This window comes from Deltaproteobacteria bacterium (assembly GCA_019308995.1).
Taxonomy (GTDB): Bacteria; Desulfobacterota; Desulfarculia; order Adiutricales; family JAFDHD01; genus JAFDHD01.
This window is the reverse complement of the sequence record JAFDHD010000097.1, coordinates 1-11755: the sequence shown is the minus strand read 5'-3', so window position 1 is coordinate 11755 and position 11755 is coordinate 1. Positions and strand designations below refer to the sequence as shown.

11 protein-coding genes are annotated in these 11755 nt (G+C 57.9%); 4 read left to right on the top strand and 7 right to left on the bottom strand.

Going from position 1 to position 11755, the window contains the following annotated elements; all coding sequences use genetic code 11:
* Positions 1-229: 229 nt before the first annotated feature.
* The 5 genes from JRI95_13490 to JRI95_13470 all read right to left on the bottom strand — a co-directional run bounded on the left by JRI95_13490 (position 230) and on the right by JRI95_13470 (position 5969).
* Positions 230-688: a winged helix-turn-helix transcriptional regulator gene (locus JRI95_13490; protein ID MBW2062557.1), complete on the bottom strand. Its 459-nt coding sequence runs from the start codon at positions 686-688 to the stop codon at positions 230-232.
* Between the two features lie 160 nt (positions 689-848).
* A complete protein-coding gene (ahbD, locus tag JRI95_13485; GenBank protein ID MBW2062556.1) occupies positions 849-1931 on the bottom strand; it encodes a heme b synthase in 1083 nt (360 codons plus the stop codon).
* Positions 1932-1936: 5 nt separating this feature from the next.
* A complete protein-coding gene (gene hemB, locus JRI95_13480) occupies positions 1937-2911 on the bottom strand; it encodes a porphobilinogen synthase (GenBank protein MBW2062555.1) in 975 nt (324 codons plus the stop codon).
* 57 nt (positions 2912-2968) lie between these two features.
* Entirely contained in the window at positions 2969-4156 is a 1188-nt protein-coding gene (ahbC, locus tag JRI95_13475; GenBank protein MBW2062554.1) for a 12,18-didecarboxysiroheme deacetylase, read from the bottom strand.
* Between the two features lie 58 nt (positions 4157-4214).
* Positions 4215-5969: an AAA family ATPase gene (locus tag JRI95_13470; protein ID MBW2062553.1), complete on the bottom strand. Its 1755-nt coding sequence runs from the start codon at positions 5967-5969 to the stop codon at positions 4215-4217.
* Between the two features lie 322 nt (positions 5970-6291).
* Between JRI95_13470 and hypA the strand changes: the two genes are divergently transcribed.
* From hypA to JRI95_13455, 3 genes are read left to right on the top strand one after another with little or no spacing between them, the layout of a single operon-like run.
* Complete coding sequence (gene hypA / locus JRI95_13465) at positions 6292-6645, top strand: hydrogenase maturation nickel metallochaperone HypA (protein MBW2062552.1); 354 nt, start codon at positions 6292-6294, stop codon at positions 6643-6645.
* Between the two features lie 48 nt (positions 6646-6693).
* A complete protein-coding gene (gene hypB / locus JRI95_13460; GenBank protein MBW2062551.1) occupies positions 6694-7347 on the top strand; it encodes a hydrogenase nickel incorporation protein HypB in 654 nt (217 codons plus the stop codon).
* A gap of 53 nt (positions 7348-7400) precedes the next feature.
* Positions 7401-7787 carry a hypothetical protein gene (locus tag JRI95_13455; GenBank protein ID MBW2062550.1) on the top strand — a complete coding sequence of 129 codons (387 nt, stop codon included), beginning with the start codon at positions 7401-7403 and terminating at the stop codon, positions 7785-7787.
* Positions 7788-7830: 43 nt separating this feature from the next.
* Here JRI95_13455 and JRI95_13450 read toward each other — a convergent pair whose 3' ends face one another.
* Positions 7831-9102 (bottom strand): (Fe-S)-binding protein, encoded by a 1272-nt coding sequence (locus JRI95_13450; GenBank protein ID MBW2062549.1) that lies wholly within the window; start codon positions 9100-9102, stop codon positions 7831-7833.
* Positions 9099-10502, bottom strand: a complete 1404-nt coding sequence (locus JRI95_13445; protein MBW2062548.1) for an FAD-binding protein — start codon at positions 10500-10502, stop codon at positions 9099-9101. The genes JRI95_13450 and JRI95_13445 overlap by 4 nt, the downstream gene beginning before the upstream one ends.
* 192 nt (positions 10503-10694) lie before the next feature.
* Between JRI95_13445 and JRI95_13440 the strand changes: the two genes are divergently transcribed.
* Positions 10695-11755, top strand: a 1061-nt coding sequence (locus tag JRI95_13440) for a S8 family serine peptidase (GenBank protein MBW2062547.1), incomplete at its 3' end; no start/stop codon positions are given.

The following is an 11755-nucleotide window of genomic DNA, read 5'->3' as shown; positions in this document are numbered from 1 at the left end:
ATTTTTAAAACGTTATAACTTATTCTACACTATCCGAAGAACTAATGGCCAGCATAAAATGCGCTTTTTTTACTTTTAAACCAAATACTTAGAAAACCGGACAGGCACTAACTAATAGAACGACAACCTTCTTAAAAGTAGCTAGGCTCGAATCTCGGTTCCTATAGGTTCTACTCCCAAAAAAATAGGCAGGCTGAGAGAGAAATTTTCTTCTGAGTTTGCCTTCTTTTCACTCCTCGAACCTGAAATCCACCTTAATTTTAAAGATTTTATCTGCCGGGAGGTTGTAGATTTCCCTGACGCCGGAGGCCTCGGCGATGGCGGCCAGGTTTTTTTCGATGTCTTCCATGGAGGGGGCGATGAAGGTGAACCAGACGTTGAGGTCGTGGCTGCGGCGGTAGTTGTGGGTCACACCGGGATACTCATTGACCGCTTCGATAAATTCTTCCAGTTTGTCTTCTGGCACGCGGGCGGCGCACAGGGTGCTGGTGTAGCCCAGGCTGCGCGCGAAAAAATTCCCGCCGATGCGGCGGATGACCCCGTTTTTCCTGAGCCGCTGGACTATTTCCAGGACTTGAGCCTCAGTCAGGCCGAGCCTTTGAGCCAGCACCTGGTAGGGGCGAGCCTCTATGGGGAAGTCGGACTGAATCTGGTTGAGCACGGAGCGTTCGGTTTCATTAAGGGGTATTTCGATATCATTTTCAGCCAACTTGCTTCTCCATTTTTTCCAGCCTTCAAAAATTTTTCACAGACTGGGGCTGCGGACGCAGCCTCAGTCTTGCTGGTTTTTTTAGGAGGGGGTCTGGGGGAACACTTTTTTTTCAAAAAAAGGGTTCCCCTAAATCACTTTAAACACCTTTCGGCTGATACAAACACAGCGGCTCCTCGGCCAGGTAGTCTCCGGTGGCCTCAAAGGCGCGCGCCCGGCAGCCGCCGCAGACTTGGAAATACTCGCAGACCTGGCACTTGCCTTTGTAGCAGTCCCGGTTTCTCAGTTCAAGAAAGACGGGCGAGAAGCGGTATATCTCGCTAAAATCCTTTTCCCGGACCTGGCCGCAGTCCACTTCGAGGTAGCCGCAGGGCTGCACCTGACCGGTATGGGAGACGAAAACGAATCCCTGTCCCCCGAGGCATCCCCGTGAGACCGCGTCCAGGCCAAAGGTGGCGAAGTCCACCTTCTTGCCTTCGGCCCGGGCTCGCTGGCGCAGGATGCGGTGGTAGTGTGGCGCGCAGGTGGCCTTCAGTTCCACCGGCACCTTGAAGTGCCGGTCATAGAACCAGTTCAGGACCTTTTCATACTCCTCAGCCGAGATGACTTCGTTGGTCAGGGCGCGGCCTCGGCCGGTGGGGACGAGGAGAAAGATATGATGGGCCGCGGCCCCCATGGAGATAGCCATGTCCTGGATGGCTTCGATCTGGCCGAGGTTCCCGCGCGTGACCGTGGTGTTGACCTGGAATTCCAGGCCCGCGTCCCGGGCATACCTCAGCCCCTCGAGGGTGCGTTCAAACGCGCCGTCCACGCCTCGAAAGCGGTCGTGGTCTTGGGCCGCGGAACCGTCCAGGCTGATGCTGATGCGCTGGACGCCGCTGGCCTTGATTTTTTGGGCTGTCTCCGGGGTGATGAGTGTTCCGTTCGGGGCCATGACGACGCGCAGGCCCCTGGCCGTGCCATGGGCTGCCAGTTCGAAGACGTCGGGCCGGAGCAGCGGTTCGCCGCCGGTCATGATCAGAATGATGCCTTGGCCCATGGCTGCGATCTGGTCTATGAGCCTCAGTCCCTCGGCCGTGGTCAATTCGTTCGGATCCGGTTCGTTGATTGCCGCGGCCCGGCAGTGGAGGCAGGCCAGGTTGCAGGCCCGGGTCACCTCCCAGGCCACCAGCCGCGGGGCTGCCATTGAGCCGCCATGGCCGGAAACCACCGCATGAGACATGGCTGTCATTCCTTTAACCAGGACGCCACTTGAAGGGCAAAGTAGGTCAGGATCATGTCCGCGCCGGCACGCTTGATCCCTGTCAGGAGCTCGAGCACCACCTGTTTTTCATCAATCCAGCCTTTTTCAGCCGCAGCCTTGATCATGGCGTACTCCCCGCTAACGCTGTAGGCGGCCAGAGGCAGGTTAAACTCCTCCCGGACGCGGCAGATGACGTCCATAAAGGCCATGGCCGGCTTGACCATGATGATGTCCGCGCCTTCCTCGATGTCCATGGCCACCTCGCGCAAGGCCTCCCGGATGTTGGACGGGTCCATCTGGTAGCTTCGCCGGTCTCCAAAGGCAGGGGCCGACTGGGCCGCTTCCCGGAAAGGCCCGTAAAAAGCTGAAGCGAATTTGGCGGCGTAGCTCATGATCGGAATGTGAGTAAACCCCTTTTCATCCAGGACCGACCGGATCTCAGCCACCCGGCCGTCCATCATGTCCGAAGGGGCGACCATGTCCGCTCCGGCCTGAACGTGCGACAAGGCAGTTTTAGCCAGCAGTTCCAGGGTGGGGTCGTTGTCCACCTCATGGCCTTTCAGGACGCCGCAGTGTCCGTGGGAGGTATATTCGCAGAGACAGACGTCGCTAATGAGGAGTATGTCCTCGACTTTTTCTTTAATTGCGGTCAAGGCCCGCTGGATGATCCCCTGCGGATCGTAGGCCGAGGACCCAACCTCATCCTTGGTTTCAGGCAGGCCGAATAGTATCACCGCCGGGATGCCCAGGTCACGCGCCGCCGCGACTTCATCAACTAGCCTGTCCACCGAGAAATGATACTGCCCGGGCATGGTCGAGATGGGCGTCTTGACATTGGACCCCGGGACGACAAAAAGCGGGTAGATCAGGTCGTCCACGGACAGCGAGGTTTCACGAACCATGCGCCGGAGAGTCTCGGTGCGCCTCGTCCGCCTGGCACGATATTCAGGAAAATACATGGATGCCTCCGTTTTTTCTGTCGGGAAAACTTTTTTCCAAAAATTCCCCCCTGCCCTTCAATAAACTCCTTTAATCTCCTCATCGGTCAAATAACAGGCCGGGTCCGGGGCCCAGGGGTCCCCAAAGACCGCTTCGGCCCGCGCCCGGAAGTTCCCGCCGCAGACGTCCAGCCAGTAACAGGTCTGGCACCGGCCGGTGACGTAATTCTTTTTTTCCTTTAACTGAGCCAGGAGGGTGATGGAGGAGTCGGTCCATATTTCGCTGAAAGGCCGCTCCCGCACGTTGCCAAAGGTATGGCTCCTCCAGAACTGGTCGGCGTGGACCCGGCCGTCCCAGGAAACGCAGCCGATGCCCAGGCCGGAGCTGTTGCCTTGGTTCATCTTCAGCAGTTCGAGCACGCCGCTGGCCCGCGGAGATTTCTCTCTGAGCATGCGGAGGTAAAGATAGGGTCCGTCGGCGTGATTATCCACGGTCAGGACCTCCTTGGGCAGACCCCGGTCATGAAGATCCCTGGTGCGGTCCATGATCAGGTCCAGGGCGTCCCTGGTTTCCCAATGGCTGAGGTCTTCCTCCATCAGGGCGGAACCGCGGCCGGTGTAAACCAGGTGATAAAAACAGACCCGGGGGATGTCCTTTTCCTCCAGGAGATTGAAGATGCCCGGAATTTCAGCCACGTTGCGTTTGTTCATGGTGAAGCGAAGGCCGACCTTGAGACCGGCCTCCTGGCAGTTTGCCATGCCGGACAGGGCCATATCAAAGGCCCCGCTAACGCCCCGGAAGCGGTCGTTGACCTCGCCCAGCCCATCGAGGCTGATGCCCACGTATGAAAGCCCCAGGTCTTTCAGTTCCACGGCCTTGTCCCTGCCGATAAGAGTGCCGTTGGTGGACAGCACCGCCCGCAGGCCTTTCTTGACGGCATGCTTGATCAGCGCGGTCAGGTCGGGCCGCATCAGGGGCTCCCCGCCGGAAAAGAGCAGGACCGGTGCGCCAAAGACGGCCAGATCGTCAATCAGGGCCATGGCCTCACCGGTGGACAGTTCGTCCCGCCCGGCCCCGGCCTTGGCCTGGGCGTAACAGTGGACGCACTTGAGGTTGCAGGCCTGGGTCACGTTCCAGACCACGACCGGCTTCTTATCCTGGGCAAACTGGAGGAGGTGTGAAGGCAGGTCGCTCATGCGGCGGCCGTAACGCAAGGCGTCGGACGGTTCGACCGCGCCGCAGTATAATTTGGAGATACCAATCATCAGTCGCTCATTGAGGAGGAGGCTCCTGCGGCTTTATAAGAGGCTTCAGGTTCGGTGACTAATCATCGAAGCCTTCGAAGGCCAGGTCGTTCAAGAACTCCTCTGGGTTGAGAACTGCTTCCCGGGTGATGGTAAATACTCTTCGGCCGGTCTTCTCGCTAACCTGGCGCAGCCCGGCCCGGAAGTCCTGGTAAAAAAGGCGGTAAACCTGTTCCGGCTCCTGGCCTTCAGTGACGACGCGGCGGACCAGTTCATCGGCCGCACCTTCGGTGAACTCGACGGTCAGGCCAAGCTGTTTAAAAATTTTTGTCTCACAGACCTCGACCTGGTTATAGATCTCCTTTAGCCTGGCGGCTGCCTCGGTCAGGTCCATGAACTCCTGGGAGATAAAGGCCGCCAGGAGATTGACCCTGGTCGTGCTTAAAGGCAGGCTGGGGCAGAACTCCAGGAGCTCTTCGTGTTCCTGGATTAAGGCCAGGAGCTCCTGCCGTTCCTCAGCGCTGAGCCGGTCGTAATGGCTTTGCCGCTCCGGGGCGTCCGGGTCCTTTAACAAGGCTTTGAGATCGGCCTCCGGGTCCTCGACCGTGTTCAAACTGATGGAGAAACGATGAATTTCAGTCGAAGGCAGCCTGGATTCAAAAGGCAGCAGAACGCGCTCGATGACGCTGACCAGCCCCCGGGCCCCTGTTTTTTCCGCGGCGGCCAGCCGGGCCAGCCGGGCCAGGGCTTTATCATCGAAGAGAAGATCAATGCCGTATGACCTGAAGTCCTTTTTCTTGCTGGTGATAATCGGGCTGTTCGGGTTTTTAAGAATCTGGTGGAGGTCTTCTTCCGCAAGAGGGTCCAGGACGGCCAGAACAGGCAGCCGGCCGATAAACTCACTTTCGAATCCATATTCAATGAAGTCTTCCGACCTGATCTGGTGGAGAAACCGGGTATCCTTTCCCGGGGTGGAGATCTCCGCGGTAAAGCCCACGCCATGGGCCTGGAGGCGTTTTTTGACTATCGGAATCAGCTCGGGAAAGGCGCCGCTGACAATAAAGAGGATATTTTTTGTATTAATCGTTCTTTTTTCGCGTTTGCCTGTGCGGCGGTAGCGTTCCATGGCCTGAAGCTGAGAGATGGGATCATGAGACACCTTGAGGTCCACTTCGGTCTCTTCCATGGGTTTGAGTAAAGCCCTTTGAACACCGGTCCTGGAGACGTCCGGGCCGATCAGGTTCCGGCTGGAGGCGATCTTGTCTATCTCGTCAATGTAAATGATCCCGTGCTCGGCCAACTCCTTGTTCTCGCCAGCCTCATGATAGAGGTCACGCACCAGGTCTTCCACGTCGCTGCCCACGTACCCGGTCTCGGAAAATTTGGTGGCGTCCGCCTTGACCATGGGCACGCCGAGTTTTTTAGCAATAAGTTTAATGAGGTAGGTCTTGCCCACGCCGGTGGGGCCGATCATCAGGATATTGTTCTTGACCTGCCCCACGCTGCGGCCGCCGTCTTCCTGAGGCAGCCGCCGGTCGAATTCGGCCCGGTTAAAATGCGTGCAGACCTTGGTGGCGACAATGGTCTTGGCCTCATCCTGCTTGATAATGTACTGGTCCAGGAACTCCTTGAGTTCCTCCGGCTTGAGGCGGAAATTGACCTGATTCAGGGAAGAGGGTTTGGCTTCCCTGCCATCGCTTTCATCCTTGTTTAATTCGGTCCGCATGATCACCGGCGAGATGACCTTGACCCGCTCTCCGTACTTCCGGGAAAGGTAGTCGGCCAGCTCTTTCTGTAAATCTTTCGGCCCGGGCAGCTTGGTGTCATCTTTCATACTGGTATTACCGACAGGACAGCTTGATTCCCATTTTCACTTAAGGTCAAATGAAAAAAGGGGCATGCCTTCTTGAAAAACTGTGTTCAAGTATATTCCTTCACCTCATCAATTGCAAGCCTGGCCAGGCGGCCTTGCAGGCAACCTGTCTTATTATATCAATTATTTCTGCTAGTTGATGGCAGGGAACTTCTTTTTACCCCAAAATCAGTCTCCAGACCGCAGCTGGCAGGCTCCCTGCCCGCCGGGCCGGGTCACAATTTATTTGACAGGGTCACGGCAGGGTGAATAAAATATTAAAAGAAATTATAAGGCTGGCCGGTTGAGTTTCATGCATGAGATGTCCCTTGCCCAGAACATTGTGGATATTGTCCAGGAGGAAATGACGCGCCACGGCGTGGAGAAGCTCCAGGCCATCAATCTTGCCGTTGGAAGGATGGCCGCGGTGGTGCCGCAGCACCTGACCTTCTGTTTTGAAATCATCACCGAAAACACCGGGCTGGCTGGCACGGCTCTTCACATAAGGGAGGTGCCTTTGACTTATCGCTGCCTTGCCTGCGGGCATGAGTTCACGGCTGATGAAATGGCGTTTATCTGCCCGGAGTGCAGCGAGGCAGACCCGAAGCTGGAAAAAGGAAGGGAGCTGACCATCGAAAACATCGAGGTGGCTGATTAATATTCACCAACTTATCACTGGCGCCAAACCAGATTATGGGAGGTTGTTTTGAAAGTACGCGTTGTACGCAATATCCTGGAGGCCAATGATCGCATCGCCGAACAGAACCGGGAGATGTTTGACCAAAACCAGCTCTTCGTCATGAACCTCATGTCCAGCCCCGGCGCAGGCAAGACCAGCCTGCTCGAGCGAACCATTGATCATTTGAAAGACAGGCTCCGCATCGGGGTGATCGAAGGAGATATCCAGTCAAGCTTTGACGCCGAGCGGATCGCCCAGAAAGGCGTTCAGGTGATCCAGATCAACACCCAAGGGGCCTGCCACCTTGACGGGAACATGATCCGGGAGGCAGTCACTCAGCTTGACATGACCGACCTGGACCTGCTGGTGGTGGAAAACGTGGGGAACCTGGTCTGTCCGGCTGAGTTTAAAGTGGGCGAGGACATGAAGATCATGATCCTCTCGGTGCCCGAAGGCGACGACAAGCCTCTCAAGTATCCCCTGATGTTCACCCTGAGCAAGGCGCTCCTCATCAATAAGATTGACCTGCTGCCTTACGTGGACTGCAATATTGAAAGGATCAGGGAGGCGGCGTCCAGACTCAGTCCGGGTATTGCGATCTTCGAGGTTTCCTGCCGCACCGGGGAGGGTCTTGAGGCGTGGTATGACTGGCTGGAGAGGCGTGTTAAGTCCTTGAACTAGGCCCTGGCTGTTAATAAGAAACAAGTCTTGATTTAATCAGAGGTGACTTCTCCATGAGAAGGTCTTCTTTCCCCTTGACTCTGATCCTGGGGGCTATCCTGGCGGCTCTCCTTACGGGCCAGAGCCAGGCGCTCAGGGCTGAAACGCATGAGCAGCTCCAAGGCACGCTTGACGCCGCCCGCTGGAAGCTTCAATCCGACCAGGAACCGCCCGAGGCTTTGGTCAAGGCTCTTTCCAGCGTCATCAAGCAGATGAAGCGCCTTGATGCGGAGATCGAGGAGTCCCTGGCCAGCCCCGACCTGGACGAGGCCCGGCGCAGGATGCTGCTCGTGGCCCGGAACCTGGTTCAGAGAATCATCAAGATGCTTGACTCGTTAGATAAGATGCTGGACCGCAAAACCACCCCAGACTCCAAGAGGATTTTAGTCGCGCCCCTCTGAGGGCCGCACCGGCTAAAGCCTCCTTAAGGCCCGTGTTTTCGGCTCAGGCCTCTGGTTTATCCAGGCCCCGGGAGGCCATTAGCTCAACCAGGCTCAATATCCTCGTTTCTAAGCCCAGCCTTCGAATTCCGTCCTCGAATTGAAGCAAACAGCCTGAGCAGGCGGTCACGATGGCGTCCGGCTCAAAGGGGGTAATGGATTCCATCCTCTGGAAAAAGATATCCTGGCTCAAGGGGTAATGCCAGAGGTTGAACAGGCCGCCGTAGCCGCAGCAAACCAGTGGCTGGTCAGCCCCGACCAGCTCCACCCCGGGCAGAGACTGAATCAGGGCCCTGGGCTCTTCGAAAAGGCCCTGCTTGCGGCGCAGGTGACAGGGATCGTGGTAAAAGACACGCAAAGGCGCGTCCTCTGCCATGGAGTGGCCGGGTTCCGGCCTCCAGTCAAGGTCTTTGACCAGAAGCTCGTTCATGTCCCGCACCCGGCTCGCCCAGCTTTCGCTTACCTCCAGGCCCTCCAGATACGGATATCTCTTTAGCTGTTCGGAGCAGGTGGCGCAAAAGGCGACCAGAAAGTCATATTGAGCCGGGTCAAAAGCGGCCAGGTTTTTCCGGGCCAGGTACAGGGCCGTTTTAGCGTCACCGGCTCCAGAAGCCGGTTTGCCGCAGCAGACCTGGTCTGGCGGGATGATGACCCGCGCCCCGGCCGCCTCCAGGATACGAACCGCGGCCTGGGCCGACGCCGGGCGGAGAAAGTTGGAGACGCATCCCACGAACAGGGCCACGCGAGGCCCATCCCCGGACGATTCATGCGTTTGGGAATGAGAATGAGTGTCCAGGAAGGGCTGCGGGGCCAGGGGCGGCAGCCAGCGGTCCGGGTCCATACCTGGCAGGGGGAAACGGAAGTGAAGCCCGCTTTCAGGCGGCACGTTTTTCAGCAGTAAGGAGCGGCTTGAAAGGGCGGCCCGGGTCAGGGCTCCGCGAGACATGAGGTCCTTAGCAAGAAGACGCTTGACGGCAGGCAGGCCGCGGCCTTTGAGGGCCAGGGTTCGCCCGGCCTGGATAAGCTCATCAGCCATGACCTCGTTGGCGCAGTCTTCGTTGCACGCGCCGCACAAGAGGCAAAGAGACAGGAGGTCTTTCATCCGCCCGGCCAGATCGGCCTCCCCTCTCAGTTCAGCCGTAAGCAAGGCCAGCTTGCCTCGCGCCGATGAACCCTCCCGCCCGGTAATCTTATAGATGGGGCAGTTCGCCAGACAGCGCCCGCATCGGACGCACTTTTCAAGAGCCTCCTCTAACTCCTGACGGGTCGTGATCAATGGAGGTCATCCCTGGGGTCTGAGGCGGGGAAGATCTTTCCCGGGTTCAGGATGCCTTTTGGATCGAACGCGGTCTTAAGGCGCTTCATTAAGGCCAGGGCCGCCGGCTTAACCTCCAGGCCGATAAAGCCCGCTTTGGTGATCCCGATTCCGTGCTCTCCGGAGATGGTGCCGCCCAGTTCCAGGGTGGCCGAGAATACCTCCTTGAGCGCCGCCTGCGCCGCGGCGGTCTGATCCTGGTCTTTGGCGTCATACATGATGTTAGTGTGGATGTTCCCGTCCCCGGCATGGCCGAAGTTGATGATGTTCAACCCGTGGTGGCGGCCGATGTCTTCCAGCCGGGCGATCATATCCGGGATGAGGCTGCGCGGCACAACGATGTCTTCATTTAACTTGCCAGTGGCCACTTTGGCCAGGGCTGGCGAAATGGCCCGCCGCGCCTGCCACATCGCCTCTGCCTCGGCGCTGTTCTTTGCCTGGCGGACGATTTGCGCCCCGTGCTTCTGGCACAGATCTGTAATCGTGTGCGCTTCCGCTCTGGCCTGGTCGAGAGGGCCGTCGGTTTCGATCAGGAGCATGGCCCCGGCCCTGGGGTCCACTTCCATGCTGGCATAATCCTTGACACAGTCTAGCGAGGCCCGGTCCATGAATTCAAGGGTGGAAGGAATGATGCGCGCCGCGGTAATTGCGGCCACGGTTTCCGCCGCTCCTGAAAGCCTGGCGAAAAAGGCTAGCATGGTTTCTTTAGCCTCGGGCCGCGGCAGGAGGCGCATGGTCAATCGGGTGATGATGCCCAGGGTGCCTTCAGACCCGACCAGAAGCCGCGTCAGGTCGTATCCTACCACGCCCTTGGGAGTCTGGACTCCGGTCTGAATGATCTCCCCGGTGCCCAGGACCACTTCCAGGCCCAGGATGTAATCCCGGGTGACACCGTACTTCACGGCCCTGGTGCCTCCGGCGTTCTCGGCCGCGTTCCCGCCGAGGGTCGAAAATTCACGGCTGGCCGGGTCCGGCGGGTAAAAAAGCCCTTCCTTTTCCACCGCCGCCTGAAAGTCAGCCGTGATCACCCCCGGTTCGACCACGGCCGTCAGGTTGACGGTGTCAATCTTGATAATCCGGTTAAAGCGCGTCATGACGCAGACCACGCCCCCGGCAATGGGCAGGGCCCCGCCGGTCATCCCGGAACCAGCCCCCCTGGCTACGACCGGCAAACCGTGTTCAGCGGCCAGGGTCACCAGGGCCGCCACCTGAGCAGTGGTCCCGGGCCAGGCCACGGCTTCGGGAAGGTGGACCTGGCCGGTCCCGTCATAGGCATACAGGTGCAGGTCTTCAACCCGGGCGGAAATATTTTCCGGGCCAAGGATTTCTTCTAGACGGCGATAGAGTTTACGATCTAACATGCGAAAAATAATGGACGAATTCCCCTTAAGTGTCAATCCTTGTCTCGGAATTTTGTGAGCTTTTAGCCAGCAATTCCTTGATATACTATAAAAAGAAGGTTTAAAATAGCCCTTTAACATAAACAATATGAGACTCCCGCTTCTGAGCGGCCTCGCAAATCGGACTCAGCCCGGGAAAGAAAGGCATGGAATATGAAAAAAGCGACTTTGCTCCTGCTCCTGGCTGTCCTGGTAATCCTTAGCCTCAGTGCTCAAGGATGGTCTGGCATTAAAAGAAGACCGATTGAACGGGAGGTTGATGAGCAGCCCATCTACTGGTACGAACGGGAAGTCAAAAAGCAAGCCTGGATGGCCTTAGATGAGATGGCCGTCTTCGCGAGCAATGAAAAGATGACAAGGGCTGCACGCGATCTAGTCGTGCAGCAGCTTCCCGAAGGCACGGCCATTACGGAAAGCAGCGATTTCATAATGTACCTCAAGCTGCCCGCGCCTCTTAAGCGAGCGCGGATCACAGAAAGGCTCTCCTCGGTCAGAACCCTGGAAAGCGTCAGGCAAACCAGCCCGGTCTTTTACACCAGCAAGGACAGGGCCTCAGGCACGCGGCTCGTGCTGACCGGCGAGATCATCGTCCAGTTCCCTCAGGAGTATACCGAAGGCGAGATTGTCGGTATCGAGGAGGAATACGGGATCAATCGCTTGAAGGCCTTCTCCTTTGCGCCGAACACCTTTCTGTACCAGGCCGGTGACCCCCTGCACTCCCTGGAGGTTGCCAATGATCTTTACGAATCCGGGCGCGCCAACTACGCTTATCCCAACTGGATTCGGAAGCGGGCCAAACGCGCCGCGCCGAACGACTCCCTTTACCCGGACCAGTGGCATCTCAATAATACCGGCCAATTCGGCGGCACGGCCGGAGAGGACGTCAATGTCGCCTCGGTCTGGGACACCTATCGCGGCTCTGCCAGCGAGGTCATCGCCGTGGTGGATGACGGGCTGGAGATCGGCCATGAAGACCTGAGCGATAATATCGTGGCTGGCATAAGCTGGGATTTCGTGGGAAGCGACAACGATCCAAGCCCGGTCCTGGATATTGACGACCATGGCACTGCTGTGGCCGGTGTGGCGGCCGGGGTGGGATTCAACGCCAAAGGCATAACCGGGGCCGCGCCGGGGGCCGGTCTGGTCGGCCTGCGCCTGCTCGGCCCCAATCAGACGGACGCCAAGGAAGCTACTGCCTTGAGCTGGGAGCCCCA

Excerpts from the sequence above, each read along its gene's own strand:
- JRI95_13445 (MBW2062548.1), bottom strand. The coding sequence starts at position 10,502 with ATGTTAGATCGTAAACTCTATCGCCGTCTAGAAGAAATCCTTGGCCCG.
- ahbC (MBW2062554.1), bottom strand. The coding sequence starts at position 4,156 with ATGATTGGTATCTCCAAATTATACTGCGGCGCGGTCGAACCGTCCGAC.
- JRI95_13455 (MBW2062550.1), top strand. The coding sequence starts at position 7,401 with ATGAGAAGGTCTTCTTTCCCCTTGACTCTGATCCTGGGGGCTATCCTG.
- hemB (MBW2062555.1), bottom strand. The coding sequence starts at position 2,911 with ATGTATTTTCCTGAATATCGTGCCAGGCGGACGAGGCGCACCGAGACT.
- ahbD (MBW2062556.1), bottom strand. The coding sequence starts at position 1,931 with ATGTCTCATGCGGTGGTTTCCGGCCATGGCGGCTCAATGGCAGCCCCG.
- JRI95_13470 (MBW2062553.1), bottom strand. The coding sequence starts at position 5,969 with ATGAAAGATGACACCAAGCTGCCCGGGCCGAAAGATTTACAGAAAGAG.